At 34.8% G+C, this 22,821-nt stretch carries 22 protein-coding genes; 10 read left to right on the top strand and 12 right to left on the bottom strand.

The genetic code is table 11. From position 1 onward, the window contains the following. Window positions 1-8: 8 nt before the first annotated feature. Genes CGC58_RS12570 through CGC58_RS12560 form a run of 3 tightly spaced genes read right to left on the bottom strand, consistent with a single transcriptional unit; the run spans window position 9 to window position 2,350 of the window. A complete protein-coding gene (locus CGC58_RS12570) occupies window positions 9-929 on the bottom strand; it encodes an energy transducer TonB (RefSeq protein WP_095897032.1) in 921 nt (306 codons plus the stop codon). Between the two features lies 1 nt (window position 930). After that, window positions 931-1,653 carry a tRNA pseudouridine(55) synthase TruB gene (truB, locus tag CGC58_RS12565; protein WP_095897031.1) on the bottom strand — a complete coding sequence of 241 codons (723 nt, stop codon included), beginning with the start codon at window positions 1,651-1,653 and terminating at the stop codon, window positions 931-933. A 31-nt stretch (window positions 1,654-1,684) separates the two neighbouring features. After that, on the bottom strand, window positions 1,685-2,350 hold the full coding sequence (locus CGC58_RS12560) for an epoxyqueuosine reductase QueH (protein ID WP_095897030.1): 666 nt from the start codon (window positions 2,348-2,350) through the stop codon (window positions 1,685-1,687). A 249-nt stretch (window positions 2,351-2,599) separates the two neighbouring features. On the opposite strand from CGC58_RS12560, the gene CGC58_RS12555 reads away from it, so the two are divergent. The 3 genes from CGC58_RS12555 (at window position 2,600) to tsaE (ending at window position 4,915) form a co-directional block, all read left to right on the top strand. Next, window positions 2,600-3,529 (top strand): DUF368 domain-containing protein, encoded by a 930-nt coding sequence (locus CGC58_RS12555; RefSeq protein WP_095897230.1) that lies wholly within the window; start codon window positions 2,600-2,602, stop codon window positions 3,527-3,529. 119 nt (window positions 3,530-3,648) lie between these two features. Beyond that, window positions 3,649-4,398 carry a shikimate dehydrogenase family protein gene (locus tag CGC58_RS12550; protein ID WP_095897029.1) on the top strand — a complete coding sequence of 250 codons (750 nt, stop codon included), beginning with the start codon at window positions 3,649-3,651 and terminating at the stop codon, window positions 4,396-4,398. A 100-nt stretch (window positions 4,399-4,498) separates the two neighbouring features. Further along, entirely contained in the window at window positions 4,499-4,915 is a 417-nt protein-coding gene (gene tsaE, locus CGC58_RS12545) for a tRNA (adenosine(37)-N6)-threonylcarbamoyltransferase complex ATPase subunit type 1 TsaE (protein ID WP_095897028.1), read from the top strand. Here the strand turns inward: tsaE and CGC58_RS12540 are convergent. The 3 genes from CGC58_RS12540 to CGC58_RS12530 all read right to left on the bottom strand — a co-directional run bounded on the left by CGC58_RS12540 (window position 4,899) and on the right by CGC58_RS12530 (window position 7,587). Further along, window positions 4,899-5,768 carry an endonuclease/exonuclease/phosphatase family protein gene (locus CGC58_RS12540; RefSeq protein ID WP_095897027.1) on the bottom strand — a complete coding sequence of 290 codons (870 nt, stop codon included), beginning with the start codon at window positions 5,766-5,768 and terminating at the stop codon, window positions 4,899-4,901. The two genes, tsaE and CGC58_RS12540, sit on opposite strands and share 17 nt — an antisense overlap. Window positions 5,769-6,251: 483 nt before the next feature. After that, window positions 6,252-6,857, bottom strand: coding sequence for a hypothetical protein (locus CGC58_RS12535; RefSeq protein WP_095897026.1), 606 nt, complete (start codon window positions 6,855-6,857; stop codon window positions 6,252-6,254). Window positions 6,858-6,909: 52 nt separating this feature from the next. After that, window positions 6,910-7,587, bottom strand: a complete 678-nt coding sequence (locus CGC58_RS12530) for a DUF6261 family protein (protein WP_157909271.1) — start codon at window positions 7,585-7,587, stop codon at window positions 6,910-6,912. 491 nt (window positions 7,588-8,078) lie between these two features. Between CGC58_RS12530 and CGC58_RS12520 the strand changes: the two genes are divergently transcribed. Then, window positions 8,079-8,573, top strand: coding sequence for a DUF456 domain-containing protein (locus CGC58_RS12520; RefSeq protein WP_095897023.1), 495 nt, complete (start codon window positions 8,079-8,081; stop codon window positions 8,571-8,573). 489 nt (window positions 8,574-9,062) lie between these two features. Further along, window positions 9,063-10,469, top strand: a complete 1,407-nt coding sequence (locus tag CGC58_RS12515) for a DUF5723 family protein (RefSeq protein WP_157909270.1) — start codon at window positions 9,063-9,065, stop codon at window positions 10,467-10,469. Between the two features lie 162 nt (window positions 10,470-10,631). Here CGC58_RS12515 and CGC58_RS12510 read toward each other — a convergent pair whose 3' ends face one another. Further along, window positions 10,632-11,312, bottom strand: coding sequence for an SDR family NAD(P)-dependent oxidoreductase (locus CGC58_RS12510; protein ID WP_095897021.1), 681 nt, complete (start codon window positions 11,310-11,312; stop codon window positions 10,632-10,634). A 160-nt stretch (window positions 11,313-11,472) separates the two neighbouring features. Here CGC58_RS12510 and CGC58_RS12505 point away from each other — a divergent pair, with 160 nt between their 5' ends. Next, on the top strand, window positions 11,473-13,386 hold the full coding sequence (locus CGC58_RS12505) for a S9 family peptidase (protein ID WP_095897020.1): 1,914 nt from the start codon (window positions 11,473-11,475) through the stop codon (window positions 13,384-13,386). Between the two features lie 412 nt (window positions 13,387-13,798). Next, complete coding sequence (locus CGC58_RS12500; protein ID WP_095897019.1) at window positions 13,799-15,310, top strand: leucine-rich repeat domain-containing protein; 1,512 nt, start codon at window positions 13,799-13,801, stop codon at window positions 15,308-15,310. Between the two features lie 102 nt (window positions 15,311-15,412). Here CGC58_RS12500 and CGC58_RS12770 read toward each other — a convergent pair whose 3' ends face one another. Beyond that, a complete protein-coding gene (locus CGC58_RS12770) occupies window positions 15,413-15,580 on the bottom strand; it encodes a hypothetical protein (RefSeq protein ID WP_157909269.1) in 168 nt (55 codons plus the stop codon). A gap of 125 nt (window positions 15,581-15,705) precedes the next feature. Here CGC58_RS12770 and CGC58_RS12495 point away from each other — a divergent pair, with 125 nt between their 5' ends. From CGC58_RS12495 to CGC58_RS12480, 3 genes are all read left to right on the top strand, one after another. Beyond that, window positions 15,706-17,637 carry an LTA synthase family protein gene (locus CGC58_RS12495; RefSeq protein WP_095897018.1) on the top strand — a complete coding sequence of 644 codons (1,932 nt, stop codon included), beginning with the start codon at window positions 15,706-15,708 and terminating at the stop codon, window positions 17,635-17,637. Between the two features lie 252 nt (window positions 17,638-17,889). Continuing rightward, window positions 17,890-18,684: an IS5 family transposase gene (locus CGC58_RS12485; RefSeq protein WP_095894635.1), complete on the top strand. Its 795-nt coding sequence runs from the start codon at window positions 17,890-17,892 to the stop codon at window positions 18,682-18,684. A gap of 647 nt (window positions 18,685-19,331) precedes the next feature. Continuing rightward, a complete protein-coding gene (locus tag CGC58_RS12480; protein ID WP_095897016.1) occupies window positions 19,332-19,952 on the top strand; it encodes an L-threonylcarbamoyladenylate synthase in 621 nt (206 codons plus the stop codon). Window positions 19,953-20,270: 318 nt separating this feature from the next. On the opposite strand, the gene CGC58_RS12475 is transcribed toward CGC58_RS12480, so the two are convergent. The 4 genes from CGC58_RS12475 to CGC58_RS12460 all read right to left on the bottom strand — a co-directional run bounded on the left by CGC58_RS12475 (window position 20,271) and on the right by CGC58_RS12460 (window position 22,120). Next, the gene (locus CGC58_RS12475; protein ID WP_095897015.1) at window positions 20,271-20,663 is read right to left on the bottom strand and encodes an N-acetylmuramoyl-L-alanine amidase; all 393 of its coding nucleotides are present in this window, start codon (window positions 20,661-20,663) and stop codon (window positions 20,271-20,273) included. 135 nt (window positions 20,664-20,798) lie between these two features. Continuing rightward, complete coding sequence (locus CGC58_RS12470) at window positions 20,799-21,170, bottom strand: hypothetical protein (protein ID WP_095897014.1); 372 nt, start codon at window positions 21,168-21,170, stop codon at window positions 20,799-20,801. A gap of 16 nt (window positions 21,171-21,186) precedes the next feature. After that, window positions 21,187-21,387, bottom strand: coding sequence for a hypothetical protein (locus CGC58_RS12465; RefSeq protein WP_095897013.1), 201 nt, complete (start codon window positions 21,385-21,387; stop codon window positions 21,187-21,189). Between the two features lie 67 nt (window positions 21,388-21,454). Further along, the gene (locus CGC58_RS12460) at window positions 21,455-22,120 is read right to left on the bottom strand and encodes a DUF3164 family protein (RefSeq protein ID WP_095897012.1); all 666 of its coding nucleotides are present in this window, start codon (window positions 22,118-22,120) and stop codon (window positions 21,455-21,457) included. Window positions 22,121-22,821 lie beyond the last annotated feature (701 nt).

The raw sequence follows: 22,821 nt of genomic DNA, 5'->3' as shown, positions 1-22,821 counted from the left end.
TTAAAAAATTATCTTTTTTGTTGAAAAGAATATGTTATCGTTCCTACTTGCACACCTCTTCCTTGTACAATATTGAACCGAGCTTGCTGAGCATACAATAAGGAATTATCAAGAAGACAACCATCTGAAGTTGTGGAGTTTACCTTATCAATTGTTGCTTCAATCACATTTCCTGAATCATTTACTTTAATGATAACCACCACCTTACCATATCTTTCACAAGTAAAAATAGGATTTGGCAATTCTTCCCGCAACGTTCTGTCAGCTAAGGCATATTTCACTAAAGCATTTTTATTGACAACATCCTCATTTTTAGTCAGATTTTTCTCTTCAACTTTTATGTTTGTTGGCAAAACGAGGTCGGTTTTAGGGGAATTGGAAGTTAACAGCTCTTCATTGGCTTCCATCATCTCACGTTCTGCAAGAATTTCATCAAGACTTTTATGAGCATCTTCGGAATGTTGCAAATCCATATCCGATTCATTATAAGCATTTAAGGTAACTTTCGTGTTATTTGGAATTTCTGTAGGTTCTTCTATTTTTTTAGGTTCCTCTTTTTCTTCTTTAACCTCTTCTGGCAGGTCGGAAATATGGCTCATTTCAATCATAATTTCCTTTTCCTTACTCTGAAGTTGTATCACAAGAAGTGAAATTACCAAGCAAAACATAATGAACAAGGTCACCGTTATTGACTTGTCTGAATCTGAAAATAAAGAGAGAAAATACTCCATTTCATACTGAAAACCACTTGTTTTTTTGCGTTTTTTCTGAAAAAATACAACTTTTTTTTCAGATTGTGGTCTTTTTTCATTCAAAGTTTCTTTTCCTTTGACTTTATCTTCAAAAAGCTGATTTACAGTCCTTTTCTCTTCAACCTTTACTTCATAAGGCTTGTGTCTGTCTTCATAAAGGTCATTGATGGTCTTCATCTTAGTTTTTTCTATAATTTAAGATATTTTGTTCTACAAAATCGTCAGGAGAAAGGGCATTTTCAACAGAAAAATCACCAATCTTCGTACGTCTCAAAACGGTCAAATGAGCACCGCTTTGCAAAGCCTTTCCAAAATCATTCGCCAAAGAACGAATGTAAGTTCCTTTACTGCAAACTACCTCAAAATGAATATCGGGGAAGTTGCTAATATCAATGTTAAATTGCTCTATCTGAACGATTCGCTTGGGAACTTCTATGGTTTCTTCTCCCTCGCGAGCCAATTCATAAAGCCTTTTTCCTTCTCTTTTTATTGCAGAAAAAACGGGCGGAGTTTGCTCTATTTCGCCTACGAATTTCTGTCGCACCTGCTCAATTAATTCGGGTGTAATATGCTCAATGGGAAATGTTTGCTCAATTTCCGTTTCCAAATCAAACGATGATGTTATTGCTCCCAATCGAATGGTACCCGTGTAAGTTTTCAGAGCATCCTGAAATTCAGTGATTTTCTTGGTAAATTTTCCCGTGCAAATAACAAGTAATCCTGAAGCCAGCGGGTCTAAAGTTCCAGCGTGCCCGATTTTAACCTTTTTGAGCTTATAATTTTTGATGATAGACCACTTTATTTTGTTAACAGCCTGAAATGAAGACCAATGCAAAGGCTTGTCAATCAACAATATTTGACCTTCAAGAATTTGTTCGGTTGTTAAAAAATGTTCTGTCATAATTCGTTATAAATGTAGAATTTAATTTTGTTTATACAGCGGAATTATTATCATCAACGCCGTAGTATTTTTCACCAATTTTGATACGTTCACGTCCGTTTTCAAGTCGCCATTTGTTAGTATCACGTAGTGAGTAAGCACAACCACAATATTCTTGCATATAGAATTGTTCGCGTTTGCTTATTTCAAGCATTCGGGCTGAACCTCCTTTTTTTCGCCAATTATGCGTCCAATACGTGATTCCTTCGTACTTTTCAGCAGCACGAATCCCGCAATCATTGATTTGGTCAAAATTCTTCCAACGTGAAATACCCAACGAACTTGTAATCGTGTCAAAACCATTTTCATAAGCATATAAAGCCGTACGGTCAAATCGCATATCAAAACACATCGTACAACGGATGCCTCTTTCGGGTTCCATTTCCATTCCTTTTGCTCGTTCGTACCAGTTATCTACATCATAATCAGCATCAATGATAGGGATATTACATTTCTCGGCAAAACGAATATTTTCTTCTTTCCGAATTTCATATTCTTTCAAAGGATGGATATTTGGGTTGTAGAAAAATATTGTAAATTCAATACCTGAAGCTTGGATAGCCTCCATCACCTCTCCCGAACAAGGAGCACAACAAGAGTGTAATAATAATTTTTTACCGTTATTAGGAAGTGTCAATTTCTCACGAATTAAAGTCATTTTCTCTTTTATTTTTTTGCAAATAAAGTAATTTTTTTGATGTCTATCACACTGATTATAAAATAATTTTTCATAAGCTCTGAAAAACCAGATAACTAAAAGCCTTTTTTACAGTCATTTTCACACAGAATATCATTTCATAAACATATTCATTTCACACTGAAAATAAGCAGTTTATTAGCTTGAAAAAGCTTTTGGGCTTTATAATTATTTTATGTACATTTGCACGCGATGTTAAAACCAAAAAAGATGCGAAGAAATTTTTTTGATTATATTTTAATTTCCCTAAAAGGGATGGCAATGGGAGCTGCCGATGTGGTTCCGGGTGTTTCCGGAGGAACGATAGCTTTCATTTCCGGAATTTACGAAGAACTTATCGATTCAATTAGCAAAATAAATTTGGGAGCTTTCAAAATCCTGAGAAAGGAAGGTTTTGCTTCTTTTTGGAAACACATTAACGGAAGTTTTTTCCTTGCATTGTTTTTAGGAATTGGAATCAGTGTGTTTTCGCTGGCAAAGGGAATCAAATGGTTGCTGGCTAACGAACCTATTTCGGTATGGTCTTTCTTTTTCGGGCTGATGGTAGCTTGCATTTTATTTCTGGCAAAAAGCGTGGAAAAATGGAGTTTGGCAACAATTCTGGTTATGATTGTTTCTTTTTTAGCAGCCTACGGAATAACGACTTTGCCTCCTTTAGGAAGCCACGACGGATTGATATTTTTATTCTTTGCCGGAGCTTTAGCTATTTGTGCAATGATTCTTCCGGGCATCTCCGGAGCCTTTATTTTGGTGCTTTTGGGTGCTTACGACACCGTTCTTACAGCTGTTGATGAAAAAAACATCAAAGTATTGGCGGTAGTTGCTGCCGGAGCCGTTTTCGGAATATTAAGTTTTTCAAAAATATTAAAATGGCTTTTTGAACATCATCGGAACTTAACTATTGCTTCCCTAACGGCATTCATCGTTGGTTCGCTCAACAAAGTATGGCCTTGGAAGGAAGTCATCTCAACTAAGGTAGATGCACACGGAAAAGTAATTCCGTTATTGGAAAAAAGCATCCTTCCCGGCTCATACGACGGAAATCCGCAAGTGATTCTTGCCATTGTAATGGCTTTGGCTGGTTTCTTCTTGCTGTACGGAATTGAAAAATGGGCAGGAAAATTGAAAACAAACCAATAAACGAACATTAATGATATCATTGAAATGAGATTGTTTTAAAAATACTTAAAATAGTCTCATTTTTAGGTTATAACGTTATCAAATTGGTGATATATCAGGCTTCTTAAAAAATAAATATTATGAAACGTTTGTTTGCTTTGATTGGAAAAAATATTTCGTACTCCTTCTCGAGGGCTTATTTTGCACAAAAATTTGAAAAAGAACATATTTCAAATGCAGAATATGTCAATTTTGATTTGAATTCCGTAAGTGAGCTACCTCAAAAGCTTCAAGAAAATCCAAACATACAAGGAATGAACGTAACCATTCCTTATAAAAAAGAAATCATCCCGATGTTGGCGATGTTAGACCCCGTAGCGGAACAAATCGGGGCGGTAAACACCATTAAAATCACCAAAAAAGGTTTGGTGGGATACAACACCGACCATTTCGGGTTTAGCGAATCGTTAAAGCCTTTTTTGGAACAACACCACACTAAAGCCCTGATTTTAGGCACAGGCGGAGCGTCCAATGCAGTGGCGTATGCACTGAAAATGCTGGGAATTTCCTTTCGGTTTGTGTCCAGAAACCCAAAAATGGGGCAGTTTTCATACGCGGATTTATCCCCACAAATTATCAGCAAGTACAAAATCATCATTAATTGCACGCCTTTAGGAACTTTCCCTAATGTGGAAGAGTTCCCTCCCATTCCTTATCAGTTTTTGACCTCAGAACATTTGCTTTACGACCTAATTTACAATCCGGAGAAGACAATTTTTCTGCAAAAAGGCGAAAAAAAGAACGCAACTATCATCAACGGGCGAAAAATGTTAGAACTGCAAGCCGAAAAAGCGTGGGAAATATGGAATACAAACTCCAATGAAGATTAAAACCGACTAAAATATCACCAAATCAATATAAATCAGAATAAAAAGTAGCTTAAACATCAACTTTTCAGCTTAAAAAAGTTCTAAAATAATTATTTTTTATATGGAAATAACATATTCTTTATCCGAAATAGACGAAATAGCCCGGCAGATAATCCCTCTGCTTTCATCTAAGGTAGTAATTTTTGAAGGAAGTATGGGAATGGGAAAAACTACGCTTATCAAATCCTTAGTAAAGGCTCTTGGGATTAATGACGTTGCTGCAAGCCCTACTTTTGGGTTGGTGAATCATTATGAAAATGACGATAACACCGTATATCACTTTGATTTTTATCGTATTGAACGTGAGGAGGAAGCCTTTGATATTGGTTTTGAAGAATATCTGTATTCCGGAGCGTGGTGCTTCATTGAGTGGGCGGAACGCGTAAGTTCCTACCTACCTGAACGCTATACAACGCTTGAATTTGAATGGATTGACGCCGATAGAAGAAAGCTAAAAATTATCAATCCTTCCGATTAGGAAACTTAACGCTTACTTTCACAGGAAAATGGTCTGACGGATATAGTCCGTCAATTTTTTTATCTATAATTTTATAGTTTTTTACCTGCATTCCTTCGGAAATGAAAATAAAATCAATACGTTGTTTAGGCTCTTCATTTAATTTAAAAGCCGTAAATGTGCCTTTAGGAATGTTATTATAAGGTTTATAAGTATCTTTAAGCTGTTTTTTGATAGCAACAATCCCTTCGTGTTGCGGAGGGACGTTAAAGTCGCCCATAAGTATCACATTTGCTTTTGAATCAGATGTAATTTCCTTTATTTTAGAGAGAATTAAATACGCACTTTCACGCTGAGCCACCTTTCCCTCGTGGTCAAAATGTGTGTTGAACACAAAGAACACCTTATCGCCCTGCTGTAATTTCAGCCAAGTTGTAATGCGGTTGCAACACGTTCCGTCCCAGCCCTTTGACGGAACTTCAGGAGTTTGCGAAAGCCAAAACTGACCGCTATCAAGTAATTTGAATCTTTTCTTATCAAAAAAAACAGCCATATGCTCTCCGCCTTGCTTTCCGTCATCTCTGCCCACTCCCATACGCTGATAATTAGGAAAAGCATTTTCTAAAAATTCTACTTGATGATGTAATGCCTCCTGAATTCCTAAAATGGCAGGTTTTTCAGCCTTGAGGAACTTCACAACACGTTCTTTCCGATTGCCATCCGTCCAAGAATTCTCCTTATCGCCCGCATTATCAAGACGAATATTGAAAGTCATAATGTCAATAGTCTGAGCATAATTAAAAACACTAAAAAATATGGTAAAAATTATCAGAAATGATTTTATTTGGCTTTGTTTTGGTGATATAATGTACATAATTTGATTAAAATATATTTATTAATATTCGTTTTTATATTCTTTCTGGGTAAAAATAAATAGTTTTATTACAAAAACAGATATAAAAAGATAGGAAAGCATTAAAAACTATCCTAAATTTCATAAAAATAAAGCAAAAAACTCCCTTCCTATCTCAAACAATAACAAAAGGGATAGAGGGTAATAATAAAACACATCTTTATTATGAAAAAAATTCAACTTAGCAGTTCCTCTATCCCTAAAATAAATAAATATAGTTATTTTATTACAAAAATTACTTCTTTTCAATACTTTAAAAAAGGGATAGAGGCATAAAATTAATATATATTATGAACAAAAATTTCTACTCGACCTTTGCCCCTATCCCAAAAACATTAAATCATTCTAAATTAAATAAACAACTTAACAAAATAGTAACTAAAATGTTTAAATCTTCTTAATATATTGTCTTTTTAAAAGGAAATCAAAAAATTTCCTATTGTTTTATCCTGCGAACATAATGATTTTAATATCATAATCATCGGTAATGTCCATAAGCGTTCCTATCAAAATTCCAAGCAGGTTGATAAAGCTCATTTTATCATAATGCCCGATATATTTCCTCTCGATGTCATCCATTGCCGAAAGAACTTCATTAAAGTTAGACATTTCTCCTTTAGGAATTCCTCCCATATAAACCTTTATCTGAGTTAAATCTTGCCTGTGACTTCGTATTTTACTGCTCAAATTAGATAAATCTTCCTGTATATGTTCCTTTTCAATCAGATATATTCTTTCCAAAAGCTCTCTTAATTTACTTGGTTTGGAAAGCCCTTTAGCACTGACTCTGGAATAATCCATTTCGGAATGATAGTTATTAATTCTAATAAGTAAATCTTCCAGCCAAAAATATTCAAACTGCACAGCTTCATATTCTTCTTTTGTAAGCCGATATTTTTTCATATCCTCTTCCTTATCAAGCTCGTTAATATCCCAAAGGCTATATCCGATGCCGTCATCAAGCCGATAATTATTCGTATTGATTTCAATTGCCCGCTGATACTCGTTATTCTTATACAGCAGCACGGTAAGGCGTGTTCCTATTCGCATCACATTTTTATTTTAGTTGTTTTGTTCCTAAAATTGATTGCTTTCGTTTTTTTTAGCTTAATGCTTTCTTAACCGTTTCGTTAATATTATTGATAAGGTTCTTATATATTGTATCACCATTAATTTCCGAAAGTGCATTAATTCGTTTACATAGCTTTACGAATACTTTTTGCATTTCTTCACGTTTTTCTTTAGCCTTGCCGGTCTCACCTCCGCCTTGTTCTTCTATGCGACGCTCATAAGCAACGATAAATTTATCGTTAGTATCCCGAAGTGCATCAATCCACTCCTTAGCTCGCATTTTTTCAACAGCTTGTTTTAAGTCAGGAGTTTCTAAATCTTGCAGAAGGTTCACGATAATCCCCGTTTCTTCCTGTAACGGACGCGTTTGCGGATTTTTTCCGTACTTTTCAATAACCGGTAGAATTTTTTTAGCTGCTTGAGCTACCTCTTCAAGTGGAAAATCAAGATAAAGATTGCATTGGTCGATAAAACCAACCAGAAACATATCACGTTTTTGGTCAAATTCTGAAATTACTTCAGTGTATTCACTTTTTTTCATTCCTTTCAGAGCCTTATCCAGCTCATCAAGTGCCGTATCAAAGTCAGGTTTGAGGATTTCAAGCCCTAACTCAGTTAAATTCTCAGCTTCCAAGAAGCGTTTTATAGTCGCCATTACTTGAAAATACTCCATTTGGCGAACTTTCCGAAGGTCTGTACGATGAATCATAGTAATTTGTTTTTATTTTTATTTGCCAAATATACAAATTTTTATATATAAAAGCAATTTTTAGAAGAATATTTTTTATTGCCAAATAATTTCTTTTTATTTCAAGCTGAAAATTTATTTCAAGAAGATTTCTTTTTGATATTTTTATCAAATTTACTTAGAAAAATAGCTTTAAAAGTGATATAATTCTTTCTATAAATTTCATAGAAGGTTTTTACATTGTATTTTTGTATCTTTTTACTTTAAAAATGAGTATTTAGGCAATATTTTTAGTAGAATTGAATATAAAAATAGCTCTAAAAAGGATATTTTTCATCAATTTGAAATAAAAAATGGCTTTTAAGATGATATTTTAGTAAGAATTAAAATCATTTAGAGAAATTATATCACATTTCTGAAGTAATTTTAGTTTAAAAGAAGCTATTATATCATTTTGGAATTGATATTAATTTTTAATATATTTGTAGGGTAAAATTTTAAAATTGAAAAAAATGGAAATTGCAGTAACAATACTAAGTATTTTAGTAATTATTGTTGGAATTATAGGAACAATTCTTCCTATGTTGCCTGGTTTGCTTTTATGTTTAGCAGGATTATTCGCTTATAAGTTCTTTGGAAATGGAGCTGAATTGTCAAACGTATATCTTTGGGTGTTTTCTATTTTGACCATAATTTCATTGCTTCTGGAATATATTATTCCTATAAAATTAAATAAAAAATATGGAGGAACAAACTGGGGAAGTGCCGGAGGAATTATAGGAATGCTCATTGGCTTTTTCATCCCGATTCCATTAGGATTTTTAATAGGAATGTTTGTTGGAGTTTTTGTTGGAGAATTACTGCACGACAGCCAAGATACAAGCAAAGCTTTCAAATCAATGAAAGGTTCTATCATTGGTTTCTTCTACAGTACCGGATTTAATTTTTTAATCGGAGTTGCAATGCTCTTTACCATCATAATCGATTTGATTGCAAAACTTTTTTAGGGGAAATTATTTTATAATTCATTAAAAAGAAATACTTCTGAAAATAATTTATTTTTAGAATAGACATTTATTTATGAAAATATCTCTAACTATTTCCATTTATTGATTATTTCTTAATATATTATCTTGTTTCTATTTAAAATCAAAAGATTATATCAAAAAAATAGTTTGTTTTAATTTTAAATTATATAAAAATATATCCAAAAATATTTTTCATAATTACTTTTCTTCTGGTAGATGTAACTTGCTGAGATATTTCTTCACTAATTCCATTTATTTTAACTAAAAAAGCTTGTGAAAAGCCATTCTTTTTTCATAGTTTTGCCCCAAAACAACCTAAAATACATAAAAACCAGCTTGATAGAATAATTTTATTATGGTATTTTTGTTTTTTTAGGGTTGATTTGTAAGGAAAATTATCGGTTCGGAAAATTTTTGTTAAATAAAAATTCAAAGGAAATATTACCCACAATTTTAATTGATTTGTCAATGAAAAAGATTTTATTACTTGCTTTCAGTTTTTCTGCGTTGGGGAGCATTGCTCAGGAGTTACGCTCTTCGTACTTTATGGAAACGTCCGCTTTTAGGCATCAAATGAATCCGGCGTTGCTTGACAAACCGTATGTTGCTGTCCCTCTGATGGGAAATATCAATATTGGTACGCGAGGAAAGAACGGACATTCCACGTTTTTGTATCCGCTTGAAGGAAACCAGGATAATCGTTTGGTAACGTTTTTGCATCCTTCCGTTGACGGAAAAGATTTTCTTAAAAAGATAAAAAACAATGTAACTATCAATGCCAATTTGAATTACAACCTGCTTTCCGTAGCCTTCAACGCCTTCAACGGAATGAATTTGGTAGAGGTTAATCTGCGTTCCAACAACTACGGAATTTTTCCGCATCATCTTTTTGTATTTATGAAATCGCCTGCTTCAAAAAAGAACTATTCTTTTAAGAAATTAGGGATGAAATCGGAAACATACGCAGAATTAGTTCTGGGACACTCTCGCAAACTCAGCAGAAGGCTTTCGGTTGGGGCAAAATTAAAGGTCTTAATCGGTGCAAGTTACGGAGAATTTAAAATGAATCATTTCAATATTTCTTCCGCAGGAAGATATTGGAACATTGACGGTGACACTGAACTGACAACGGCGGTGCTTAACTCGCACCTCAGATATAGCGACGACCCAGGCTTACAACCTCAAAACCCATCAAATAACAAACCGAGAGTAAATGACTTATCCGACCCCACTTTTGGTCTGCCCGGAAGAGGAATTGCTTTAGATATGGGCGTTACCTACAAAACTCCATTCATTGAAGAACTTACTTTATCCGCTTCTTTAACCGATGTAGGTTATATAGTGTGGAAAAATGCGAATTTAGCTTCGTCAAAAGGAAATTGGGTATTTGATGGCTTCAAGGATTTTTCTCACTACAATCCAACGGAATCGCCAACCGTTTCTGCCCAAATGAACAGATTAAAAATTGAAACTGCTCGGATGCTTTCTTTGTACTATGACGGAAAAAAAAACGTAGGAAAGATGCTTCCTGCTACGATTAATTTGGGTGCGGATTATGTGGTTCCTTCTTACGATAAGCTACATTTTGGAGTGCTGTTTTCCCACAGATTTAACGATATCTACAGCTTTTCACAGATGATGTTTTCTGCAAACATTCGTCCGATTGATTGGCTTGAGGCTTCGTTAAGTACTTCTGCTACAAGCGATAGTGTTACTTTTGGCGGAATGGTTAGTTTTTATACTCCAAGATTTAATTTCTACATAGGTTCAGACCGATTTTTCGGAAGTTTATCAGAACAATACATTCCTAAAAACAGCCTCAATGCTAATATTAACTTAGGTTTTGTCATTCCTTTGGAAAGAAGATACAGATAAAAAAAAGGCTATTCCGTACGGAATAGCCCTTTTCACGCATTTCTCCTTCATTTTTCCCTCTGCTCTGCTAATCACTCTACATAATCTCTCTTCACAAATCTCCCTTACATTTAATTCTCACTTCATTTATTTCTCACTCTATCTTTTTTATCTTATAATCTGTCAAGGCGTTGAATTGGAAACCTGAATTACTTTCCCATTAAATAATTTATTCGCATTCAGGGCAAAATCAACGATATATTTCGCCATACTCTCAGGACTTGTATTGGCTTTGTACTCCGGAAAAGCCTCAGAGAGCATTTCAGTTTGTACGGCACCTAAAGCCAAAGCGTTGAAAACTATTCCCTTTTCTTTATATTCTTCAGCCAGAAGCTCAGAAAGCGTAATCACAGCACCTTTCGATGAGCTATAAGCCGCCAAACCTGCAAACTTTAAACTTCCTTGAATGCCTCCCATACTGCTGATGGTAACCACGTGCGAGTTTCTTTCCATAAACGGAATCACCGCTTGAGCAAGTCGGGCAACTCCGAATACGTTTACGTCATAAACCTGAAAAAAATCCTCACGAGTAAGTTTTTCAAAAGGTTTATTAACTAATTTACCCGCATTATTGATAAGAACATCTACTTTTTTCCATTTTTCGGATAAAAAACAAGAAACTTGCTTCAAATCCTCTTCTGATGTTATGTCAAAAGGAAAAAACTCTATGTCTTTATGATTGAAATCCTGCAAAGGTTGTACATTTCTTGATAAGGCTAACACTCTATGCCCCAAATTAGCGAATTGCTTTGCTAATTCTAAGCCTATTCCTCTGCTGGTTCCTGTAATTATTACATTCTTCATTCGGTGTAAAGCTACAAAGATTGTATCCTTCGCCAGCAAAGTTAATTCTTATATTTTAATTTTCAAAGACTTTTATCAATTTTTTTTTGCTCTTGATTTAATAAGTTCATTTTTCAAATATTTATTACCTTTACCCCCAAATTATTAAAGAGTAATTTGTATGAAAAAAGGATTTATAACATTAGTTGCGGGAATGATTGCAAATTTTATCACCGCACAACAACCATTAACACCCGAAAAATTATGGGAGCTGAACAGAGTTGGGGCAATTGGGCTGAGTTCTGATAAAAATTATGTTTTCTTCAGTGTGTCAAAACCTAATATGGAAGATAATTCTTTCAAAAAGGCATTTTACAAACTTTCTGTGAAAGGTGGCGTTCCTATTCCGGTTTCCGAAGAAGAAACAAAAAAAGTCACCGAAAAAATAAATGCTTCGGGAGATAAGAAATTGATTCACAAAGCAGTAAAAATCAATTCTGTTTTTGCAAAAGACTTTTATCAAGATTTGGATAAATCAACTGGGCAAGTTTACAAATCGTTAGACCATCGTCATTGGGATAAATGGACGGACGGAACGTTCAATCACGTATTTATTGAAAATATTAAAGATGGAAAACAAATAGATATTATGGAAAATCTTCCTTATTATTCTCCGCAAGAACCTTTCGGAGGAAGTGAAGATTATATCTGGAGCAATGACGGAACAAAAGTTTTATACGTTACCAAAGCAAAAGTAGGAACTGATTATGTTCTTAGTACAAATACCGATATCTATCAATACGATACAGAAAGTGGCAAAACAACGAATATTACCGAAGGAATGATGGGATACGACACACGTCCTTCGTTTAACAAAAACGGAGTTCTGGCTTGGCTAAGTATGAAAGAAGATGGCAACGAAGCAGATAAAAATGATTTGGTTATTCTTCAAAACGGACAGAAAAAAAATATCACAGAACATTGGGACAACACTGTTTTCAGTTACATTTGGAGCAATGACGGAAAGAAAATCTACTTCCTTGCCGCAACAGACGGAACAGAACAAGTTTTTGAAATAAATCCGTTTGACGAAAAACCTACCCCAAAACAATTAACAAAAGGTAACTTCGATATTAACGGAATTGTAGGTCAGGCGGGAGATTTACTGGTGGTAACGCGTACTGATATGAATCGGGCTGCTGAGATTTACACCGTCAATCTTACTAAAAAATCAAAGAAAAAACTTTTCTTGGACGTAACGCAACTCTCTCATATTAATGATGATATGTACAAATCTATCGCAAAATGTGAGGTAAAAGAAAGAATTATAAAAACAACCGATGGGAAAGATATGTTCGCTTGGGTTATTTATCCTCCTGATTTCAATCCTGAAAAGAAATATCCCACATTACTCTATTGCCAAGGAGGACCGCAATCTGCTCTTACACAGTTTTATAGCTTCCGATGGAATTTTCAATTAATGGCTTCACAAGGATACATAGTCATCGCCCCAAGCAGACGTGGAATGCCTGGATTTGGTGTGGAATGGAACGCCCAAATTAGTAAAGATTGGGGAGGACAAGTGATGAAGGATTATCTTTCCGCCATTGATGATATTTCAAAAGAAAATTACGTAGATACCTCACGTTTAGGTGCAATCGGGGCAAGTTACGGCGGATATTCCGTGTTTTACTTAGCTGGAATTCACAACAAACGATTCAAATCATTCATCGCTCACTGCGGAGTTTTCAATTTGCAAAGTATGTACGGAACAACGGAAGAATTATTTTTCAATAACAATGAAATAGGAGGTGCATATTGGGAAAAAGACAATGAAGCTGCAAAAAAATCATACCGAGATTTTAATCCTATCAATTTGGTTGGAAATTGGGATACTCCGATACTGATTATTCACGGAGGAAAAGATTACAGAGTTCCGAAAGAACAAGGACTTCAAGCCTTTACCGCTGCACAAGTTAGAGGTATAAAAAGCGAATTACTTTACTTCCCCGATGAAAACCACTGGGTACTGAAGCCTCAAAATGGTTTATTCTGGCAACGAAACTTTTTCAGATGGCTTAAAGAAACACTTTAAAATCGCAACTATTAAAGAAGAAAAATCTTAGTTTAAAAGTAAAATTTAAGCTAAGATTTTTTGTTTTATACCAGACATACAGACTTGGAAAATTAAAAAACATCCTTTTCTTTCTTCAAAAAGTATATTTTATATCCGTAGAAAAATTTCCCAAAAGGCAAATCAAACTGAAGAAAGCAATGGGAAAATGTTTTTTGCTCAAATCAGATTGAAGGAAGTAATGGGAAAATATTACTGTGAAGAAAACTATGGGCGTTGTCAAAATACATATATTCAGCAAATAAACTCGATTTTACTTGCACAAACGATAAAAAAATATTGCTTCTTCATACATTTTTTACAAAAAACATTATATTTATTCAGTTTAAATAAGTATATTTGCCCCTGTTAAATTTTAATTAAATATTTTATAATGAAAAAAGCAACCATTCTTTATGCACTGATGTTTCTTGTTTTCATCGGTGCTGTGTCTTGCACCAAAGACGAAAAAGGAACAGAACCTATTAAAATTCACGAACTTAAAATTGAAGGCGAAACACTTGCCATTTTAGAAGGCGAAACCAAAGAAGTAAAAATCACTTCTGGAAATGTGCCTTACAAGGTTTCTGCTGATAATGATAATGTTACGGCAACCATCAAAGATAATGTCGTTACCGTAACAGGGCAAAAATCAGGAGAAAGCACCCTTACCATCACCGATAGCAAAGACAAAAAAGCTACCGTAAAGGTAACCGTTACCGCATTTGTGTTGGACAAAACAGAAGTTTCCGTAGCTGTGGGAGAAACCGCTACGGTTACAGCAAAATCTGGAAGTGGTACTTACAAGTCAACTTCCAGCGATGAGCAAGTACTTACCGTAGCCGTAAAAGGAAGCGAAATAACACTTACTCCCCTTGCCAAAGGGCAAGTAACCGTTACTGTTACCGATACCAAAACCTCAAAAGAACTTACCGTGACAGTTAAGGTTTTCGTAAAAGTCCCAGAAGACCAATACGAATTGAGTACCGATGGTACTACTCTTGTTCGATGGCTTAATGATGGTGTTACTGAGGTAGATATGCAGTCTGACCCTATTTTAAGTCAGGTTACTAACATAGGTAGAAGAGCCTTTTCTACGAAGAGAGAGCTGACCTCTATAATACTTCCCGAAGGCTTGAAAACCATTGGAGAAAGTGCATTTGAATCTTGTGTCGCTTTAACAAATATCGTAGTTCCAGAAGGAGTTACTTCAATAGGCGATGGAGCTTTCCATAGTTGCCGAGGGCTTGTTTCGATAACTCTTCCAGATGCACTAACCGAATTAGGTGACTCTGCCTTTTTGGAGTGTAACGCCCTTACCTCGATAGCTGTGCCTAACGGAGTAAAAACCTTTCCAAATAGCCTTTTTGGAAAATGTAACAGTTTGGAAACTATCACATTTTCTAATGAATTGACCGCAATAGGCGATTTAGTTTTTAATGGATGTACTAAGTTAAGAAACATTACTTTACCTAATACAGTTACGCAAATTGGAAATGCTGCTTTTGCAGGTTGTAAAGCACTGACTGAATTTACCATTCCCTCAGGAGTTAAAGTACTAAACGCCAATATGTTTTCTGAATGTTCTGAACTAACAAATGTAACCTTAATGGAAGGACTTACAACTATTTCTAATGCGGTGTTCGACAAATGTAACAAACTGACTGAAATCACCATTCCAGCTTCGGTAACAGAATTTGGAGATTACGTATTTAGGAATTGTACTGGACTAAGAATCCTTACACTCAAATCAACAACACCTCCCTACCTCTGGGATTACCTATTCTTTTATAACGACGGAGATAAAAACCCGTTAGAACATATTTATGTACCTTCGGGTAGCGAAGAAACTTATAAAAGTGCTGAAAATTGGAGTGTATATAGTGCCAAAATAAGTGCTAAATAACAACTTCACTCATATTTTAAAAATCTGAAAAAAGCCCCAAGCAGGATTGAGTTGCTTGGGGCTTTTTCTGTCATTTAGCGGTCAGCATTTGATATTTGTTGTTCATCTTCTTAAATTTTCGATTGTGTTTTTGGCACTTTCGTAAGTTTTGTGTACAGACCAATTCATTTCACCGTAGTAAGGACACTGAACAGTATTTACGTTCATCCAATAACAGTTATTTCCAAGATTTATTTTCCGACCCGCAAAATCAATACTTTCTATAGTCATTGGCTCAAAAACTTCATTCGGAATTTCGTTATTTAACTTTTTTAAGGATTTAAACTCGTTTACATAACTTTTTTGTAGCTTTGTCGGCTGTGATATTGCAGTTATTTAATACAATCAATCATTTTATGAAAAACATTCGGTTTGGGGAATATAAAGTTTTGTTTTACAGACTTTTTTTAGCCTATCTGTTTTATTTCTTCGCCAGAACTTTGTTTTATATTTTCAACAGAGATATAATATCAATTGAAAGTATTTCGGAATTTTTCAGACTGGCTTTTTATGGTTTGTTATTTGATTCGTCTGCAATTATTTACGTAAACTTACTTTTTATTCTGGTTAGTTTATTACCACTTTGGATAAACACTTCCAAAGGTTATCAAAAGATAGTTTTTTGGATATATTTCCTAACGAATATTCCCGCATATTTACTCAACTTCATTGATATTGTTTTCTTTGAATACAATCGCTCTCGGCTTACGTTAAGTGCTTGGAATTTCGCTGCAAATGAGGAAAACAAACTAACACTTCTTTTCGGATTTTTAACAAGGCATTGGTTTGTATTTGTGGCTTTTATCATTTTGGTTGCTTTTTGGATTTTCTTATACAGAAAAGTAAAAATCAATACATTTCAGGTTAAAAACAAACTGATTTATTTTGGGCTTTCCGTAGTTATTATGGCTCTTTTAACGCCCTTATTTCTGCTTGGAATACGCGGAATGCCTTTCAAAAAAGGAACTATCCCTATAACAATTACCGATGCAAATAAGTACGCTAATGACCTCTCGCAGGTGAATGTGATATTAAATACACCTTTTTGTATTATCAGAATGTTGGGGAATAATGACCTTTTCCGAAAATATGATTTCGTTTCGGAAGATTATATCCAAAAAAATATCCAACCGATAAAACAATACAGCCGAAAGGTAGAAAACAAACCCAACGTAGTATTATTCATTTTGGAGGGAATGGGTGCAGAGTATTTTAATATTTTCAACAAAAATAAAAACATTCCCAACTTCAAATCATACACTCCTTTTTTGGATTCTTTGGCACAAAACGGATTTTATTTCTCAAATGTTTACGCCAATGCAAGTCGTTCTATGGAAGGCATTTCGGCAATTACGGCGGGTATCCCTACTTTTGAGGTAGCACTGGCTTCCTCGCCGCATTCTCAACAGGAAATCGCTTCAATTGCCAATATATTCAGCGAGTTAGGGTACGAAACAGCCTTTTTGCACGGAGCCACTAACGGTTCAATGGGTTTTAGCGGATTTACCAAACAAATCGGGTTTGAAAGTTATTTGGGGCGAACCGAATTTAACGATGATAGCCAGCATAACGGAAGCTGGGGAATACACGACGAGCCTTTTTTGCAATTCAGTCAAAAGGAAATAAGCAAAATGAAATCTCCTTTTTTGGCAACAATATTCACGCTTTCTTCGCACGAACCTTATACGTTTCCGAAAGAATACGAACATCGGTTTAATAAAGGAGATATCCCGATGCACAATGCCGTCGCTTACGCTGATTATTCCATACAGAAATTTTTTGAAAGTGCTAAAAAGGAAAAATGGTTTGCAAACACAATTTTTGCTTTCGTGGCTGACCACCCCGCAATATCTTTCTATGATTATTACAAACAGAAAATAGCGTATTATAAGATTCCGATTATTTTTTACAGTCCGAATCCAAACTTAATTCCGCAAGGAAATTCAGATGAATTGGCACAACAAATTGATATGTTTCCGACGTTGGTGGATTTGGTCGGGTATGAAAAACCATTCCGTTCGTGGGGAAGAAGTTTGTTTTCAGAGAAAGATGAACCTCGTCGGGCGTATGTTATGAGCCGCAACTTCTATCAATTAATGCAAGGAAACTATATTTATGTAGCTGATATAAAAGGAAATATCATTGGAGTTTATGACAAAACAGACTTAGACCTGAAAACCAACTTGCAGAATAAATTAAATAATCCGGAAATTGAAGAAGGCATTACCGACCTTAAAGCCTTTATGCAGGACTTTATGAATCGTATTCTTGACAAAAAGTTGAAATAAAGCAAATTTTTTTATTTATGTTTCTTTTTGCGGAAGGTTTATTCTGATTAGATAAACTTTCCGCTTTTTTATTTGAATAAAAAACTCACTCTGTGTCAGGCTGAGCGAAGTCGAAGCCCTATTCAAAACATTCAGAAAAAATCTTCTTTTCTTTATATAATAAACCTGTCTAAACTTTTTAAGAGGAAAATTAAAAGTTCCAAGAATTTTTAGCATTTTTGTTTTGCATAACAAAATGAAAATCAAGGAACTTTGAGCAAAGATATAATAAAAAAATGGATTATTTCCCATTTGAGTATTGGAAAAAGAGGATTTAAAACAAAATTTGATTTATCATTAATTTTTCTTCTGATAGTCAAACGATTAAAAACAGGTTGCCAGTGGAGGGAACTTCCGGTAGAAGTGTATTTTAAAGACCAAAAAATAAGCTATCAAACAGTCTATTATTATTTCAATAAATGGAGTAAAGATGGTAGTTTTAAGCGAATTTGGCTTAATTTGTTGCTTGAGAATCGGAGAAAATTAGATTTATCAAGCGTCCAACTTGATGGTAGTCATACTCGATGTCGAATGGGAGGACAATCTGTTGGTTATCAGTTAAGAAAAAAGTCAAAGACCACGAATTCTATCTTTCTGTGTGATAATTTGGGGCAAATTTTAGCAATGGGTAGTCCAAAATCCGGTAATCATCACGATTTGAATAATATAGACTTTGTTTTAAAAGAGATTTTGAATCTTTTGGAGGAAGCGAAAATAGAGCATAAAGGCTTGTTTGTCAATGCAGATGCAGGTTTTGATAGCCGAGACTTAAAAAGTTTTTTACAGGAAAAAGAAATAATACCTAATATCAAACAAAATCCCAGAAATGGACAAAATGAAAATATTTATTTTGACGAAGAATTATATAAAAATCGGTTTAAAATAGAGAGAAGTTTTGCGTGGCTTGATGGTTTTAAAGGATTGATTATAAGATATGAAACCCTAAATACAACTTGGATGGCTATGTTGTATCTAGGGATTATACTAACATTTATTCGAAAAGTTTAAACAAGTTTAATAATAAAAACTCACTCTGTCAGGCTGAGCGAAGTCGAAGCCTTATAAAAAATATTTAGAATAAACCTTTTGCATTTATGAATTTAATTCCCGCAGTTAGAATAAACCTTTTGCATTTATGAATTTAATTCCCGCAGTCAGAATAAACCTTTTGCACTTATGAATTTAATTCCCGCAGTCAGAATAGACCTTCTGTAACTTTACGGAAGGTTCCCGCAGTCAGAATAAACCTTCTGTAACTTTACGGAAGGTTCCCGCAATCAGAATAAATCTTCTGTAACTTTACGGAAGGTTCCCGCAATCAGAATAAACCTTCTGTAATTTTACGGAAGGTTCCCGCAATAAGAATAAATCTTCTGTAACTTTACGAAAGGTTCCCGCAGTCAGAATAAACTTTTCATTTTTCATATAATAATAAAAACTAACTCTGTCAGGCTAAGCGAAGTCGGAGCCTTATTCAAAACACTTGTTATATCTCAAAAATTCAGATTTTTTCTATCGTAAAAATGAGCAAGAAAAAAATATTTCAAAAGAAATTACATATCAAATTAAAAAATAAACAACTTTTTTAGTACTTTTGATTCGCAAAAGCAAAAACTAACTTTAATATATACATAAACAACAAAAACAACAGAATTATGGCAGATTTTATAAAAATTTATAATGAAAACCCAAATGAGAGAGAAATTGCAAAAGTGGTGCAAGTTCTCCGCAATGGTGGTTTAGTAATTTACCCGACGGATACGGTGTATGGCTTGGGTTGCGATATTACAAATGCGAAGGCTTTGGAAAGGATTGCAAAAATTAAAGGAATTAAGTTGGAAAAAGCTAATTTTTCGTTCATTTGTCCTGATTTGAGCAATCTTTCGGATTATGTCAAGCAGATTGATACAAGTACGTTCAAGATTTTGAAAAGAGCCTTGCCGGGTCCTTATACATTCATTTTGCCCGGAAATAATAATCTTCCGTCGGCTTTTAAAAAGAAAAAAACGGTAGGTATCCGCATTCCGGAAAATAACATCGCTCGGATAATTGTGGAACGATTAGGCAACCCGATAGTATCTACTTCCATACGTGACGAAGACGACGTAATTGAATACACTACCGACCCCGAACTTATATTTGAAAAATGGCAGAATAAAGTAGATATCGTAGTAGATGGAGGATACGGTGACAATATAGCATCAACTGTGATAGACCTTTCGGGTAGCGAACCTGTGGTAATACGTGAAGGAAAAGGAAGTACGGATATTTTTTAGGGAGATAAAACAAATTATAAAATAGTATTTTATTTACTATATTCCGCAAAATGAAATGTACCAAAATTCAAAATGAAATGTACATTTTTTCGGAATTTCATCACTACTGCAAATATATTCAAAAAAACGCAAAAACACGGCATTTTAGCCGTGTTTTTTATTCCAATTCACTTATGAACTTAATCAGCCTCTCTTTAATGAGTTTGCGGTTGCGTTGCCACTCAAAAGGCGTTGTGCCTCTGTTATATGCGGGGTAAGGCTGTGCGGGCTTATTATACCTAAAACATTTACACAGCGGAAAAATATACCGATAGGTATTTACTTGAAAAACATCCACATCACCCAGTAAAAAAGCCAAATTATTACGTAAATACATTCCCTTGCTGTCCAGAGTAGCAAGGTTAAAGCCTTTTTTTGTGCTTCGGTACGGGTATCTTTGGGGCGGAACGTGCTTTTATCCACCCCACCCACGTAAGTTATGCCGATGCTTTCCTTGTTGAACCCCTCAACGTGGGCGGGCGTTTTGTCCACATCACGCCCTGTTTGAATAGTGCCATCTAACTGAATTACATAGTTATAGCCGATTTCGGTAAAACCCCTTTGCTTGTGCCAGCGGTCAATATCAGCTACGGAATGCTCCCGCCCTTCGGGCGTGGCGGTGCAGTGAATTACGAGAAATTTAATACTGCGTTTTGATTTTTTTAGCTGCATAAGTAAAGTATTAGAAATGAGATAACTGCCAAAGGATTGACCCAAAACGTCCAAGTGCTATTGTATTTTTCCAGCGGTTCGGGGTTTCGGTAATTTTTATAGTCGTACATAAACCGCTGAACCTCATCTAAATAATCATAATCGGCATCGGTGAGCGGTTTTAGGTCGAAATAAATAAACCCGAAAAACAAAGCCAGACCCAAGAGGCAATAGGCAACAGGCGTTAGGCAATAGGCTGTGGTACTGTCGTTTAGGGTCAAGAATCCGCAAAGCAAAAAGAGCGGAAAAATAACGTTTGCCGAGCGCGTCCAGCTGACCCGTAAAAACATCTAATACAGTTAAAATTCCCATTTTAAAACCCTTTACATCTTCATTTGGAATGTTTATCGTCTTCCCATCTTCAGATTCTAATGTAATTTGGTCTGATTGCAAAATTTCATTCAAAGCACTTCTTCGGCTTTCGTACCATTCCTTAAGTGCTAAAATCATTTCGTTTGATTTTTTCATATTGACTCATTTTTAATTATTTATTTGCTGATGGACGCCAATCCCAGAATTGGATCATTGTAGGTGCTAATATCACTGCTTCACCAACGTCTTTTAGGGGTTTTTCAGTGAAGCGGAGCGTCTTATCTCCCTTCAAATAAAACGAGGTGCATTCCTCATTAAAACCTTGCTTTTTAAGAAGTTTGGCAACTTCATATTTCACATAACTTTGTTGCATTTTAAATGGTTTTTAAAGGTTGTTTAATGTAAGGACGAAACATTTTTCGCCCCTACGTGAATCGCTTTTAATCAATTGAAAAATTAAAATTTACCCGTTTTTGCATCCCGTTACCAAAATCAACCATTTTCCAACCTCGTACATATCGGGACGTGCGAATGTCAATCACGGCATCTCTCAAAATGTCCATCGCTTCATTAAATAATTCACTGTTGGCTTCATTTCTCATTCCATCTAACATTCTTACTTTTTGAGCGTTATAATTGCCCTGAGCATCTGTTTTTAGGAGTGCATTTAGCATTTTCATCAATAATTTTTCATTCTCGGATTCGCCAGCCAAAGAAGCCATAAAGGTTTTTAACTTACTGATTCCGTGCATTTCCGTCCCGTTGTACACGGGCTTGGTGTTCCAACCTATTTTGAGGTAAGCCGAACCATCGGGCAATGTGTGTGAAAAACTGTCTTGGTCTTGATTTTTGTTTTTGTAAAGGTCGGCTTCTATTTTCAAAATAGTTTCCACATCGCCAAACATTTTAACTATTCGGTTTTCGACACCGCCTCGTGTATCAATCATAAAATCAATGTTTGACAATACCAATTCGTTTTTCAATCCTTCGGCGATTTGCTTTTCGCTTTTGATACGTGCTTTCTCGGCTTTTTCTAATTCCTTAGCTTGTTTGATGAGTTCTTTGCGTTGTTCATCGGTAAGCTGCGATAAATCTATATTGCTCATTGTTAAATTATTATTTGTTAATTATTATTTGCTTTTTTTTCATCTTTTCTCGTTCGTATGAAAATCCCATTGGAACGTATTTAACAGGTTTTTTGTCTAATTGTTTTCGGGGGTCACGCAAATGGTCGGTCGGCAGGCCCTAAAAAGGTAGTGTCAAAGCATAAAAAAAGCCCCAAAAGGGCTTGTTTTATTGGGGTTTTGTATATTTTACGGGGTTTTCTTTGTGGGGCTGTACAAAAGGCTTACATTTGTACAATAACTTGCATAAAAAAGCGACAATTTTTGCATATAAATGTACAGTTTTGTACATTTTGTTTTTTGTTCATTTTCGGGCTTTTTTGTTGTAACTTCTTAATTTTTAATGTTTTTCGGGCTTTTTTTGTAGTTGTATGTTTTGTAGGTTTCTTTATCCCCTATATATTACCGAAAAAGTTCAATAAGTTGAAATTAAATTTTTTATAAATCTTTATTTTTTAATTTTCTGTAATCTTTTTGAGGGTCTATTTAATGGCATTAGATACGAAACGTTAAAAAAATCAATAAATGTAGTGTAGAAAATATCCGTTGTTTGAGCGAAGCGAGTTTGGAGATTTTCGGCGAAATGAATTGATTTTTAGTGAAGAAGCTAAAGCCTTGAATTTTTGGTACTTTTGGTTCAAGCCAAAAGTACGCAATAAAAAATACTAATAATTTTTCCGATA

The organism is Capnocytophaga stomatis (genome assembly GCF_002302635.1).
Classification (GTDB): Bacteria; Bacteroidota; Bacteroidia; order Flavobacteriales; family Flavobacteriaceae; genus Capnocytophaga; species Capnocytophaga stomatis.
This window is presented reverse-complemented; position numbering and strand designations above follow the sequence as displayed.

Bases quoted from the DNA above. Each gene is read 5' to 3' on its own strand.
- truB (WP_095897031.1), bottom strand. From the start codon at position 1,653: ATGACAGAACATTTTTTAACAACCGAACAAATTCTTGAAGGTCAAATA.
- CGC58_RS12520 (WP_095897023.1), top strand. From the start codon at position 8,079: ATGGAAATTGCAGTAACAATACTAAGTATTTTAGTAATTATTGTTGGA.
- CGC58_RS12505 (WP_095897020.1), top strand. From the start codon at position 11,473: ATGAAAAAAGGATTTATAACATTAGTTGCGGGAATGATTGCAAATTTT.
- CGC58_RS12535 (WP_095897026.1), bottom strand. From the start codon at position 6,857: ATGCGAATAGGAACACGCCTTACCGTGCTGCTGTATAAGAATAACGAG.
- CGC58_RS12480 (WP_095897016.1), top strand. From the start codon at position 19,332: ATGGCAGATTTTATAAAAATTTATAATGAAAACCCAAATGAGAGAGAA.
- CGC58_RS12475 (WP_095897015.1), bottom strand. From the start codon at position 20,663: ATGCAGCTAAAAAAATCAAAACGCAGTATTAAATTTCTCGTAATTCAC.
- CGC58_RS12550 (WP_095897029.1), top strand. From the start codon at position 3,649: ATGAAACGTTTGTTTGCTTTGATTGGAAAAAATATTTCGTACTCCTTC.
- CGC58_RS12495 (WP_095897018.1), top strand. From the start codon at position 15,706: ATGAAAAACATTCGGTTTGGGGAATATAAAGTTTTGTTTTACAGACTT.
- CGC58_RS12770 (WP_157909269.1), bottom strand. From the start codon at position 15,580: ATGACTATAGAAAGTATTGATTTTGCGGGTCGGAAAATAAATCTTGGA.
- CGC58_RS12540 (WP_095897027.1), bottom strand. From the start codon at position 5,768: ATGTACATTATATCACCAAAACAAAGCCAAATAAAATCATTTCTGATA.
- CGC58_RS12510 (WP_095897021.1), bottom strand. From the start codon at position 11,312: ATGAAGAATGTAATAATTACAGGAACCAGCAGAGGAATAGGCTTAGAA.
- CGC58_RS12560 (WP_095897030.1), bottom strand. From the start codon at position 2,350: ATGACTTTAATTCGTGAGAAATTGACACTTCCTAATAACGGTAAAAAA.
- CGC58_RS12500 (WP_095897019.1), top strand. From the start codon at position 13,799: ATGAAAAAAGCAACCATTCTTTATGCACTGATGTTTCTTGTTTTCATC.
- CGC58_RS12460 (WP_095897012.1), bottom strand. From the start codon at position 22,120: ATGAGCAATATAGATTTATCGCAGCTTACCGATGAACAACGCAAAGAA.
- tsaE (WP_095897028.1), top strand. From the start codon at position 4,499: ATGGAAATAACATATTCTTTATCCGAAATAGACGAAATAGCCCGGCAG.
- CGC58_RS12570 (WP_095897032.1), bottom strand. From the start codon at position 929: ATGAAGACCATCAATGACCTTTATGAAGACAGACACAAGCCTTATGAA.
- CGC58_RS12530 (WP_157909271.1), bottom strand. From the start codon at position 7,587: ATGATTCATCGTACAGACCTTCGGAAAGTTCGCCAAATGGAGTATTTT.
- CGC58_RS12470 (WP_095897014.1), bottom strand. From the start codon at position 21,170: ATGAAAAAATCAAACGAAATGATTTTAGCACTTAAGGAATGGTACGAA.
- CGC58_RS12555 (WP_095897230.1), top strand. From the start codon at position 2,600: ATGCGAAGAAATTTTTTTGATTATATTTTAATTTCCCTAAAAGGGATG.
- CGC58_RS12465 (WP_095897013.1), bottom strand. From the start codon at position 21,387: ATGCAACAAAGTTATGTGAAATATGAAGTTGCCAAACTTCTTAAAAAG.
- CGC58_RS12515 (WP_157909270.1), top strand. From the start codon at position 9,063: ATGAAAAAGATTTTATTACTTGCTTTCAGTTTTTCTGCGTTGGGGAGC.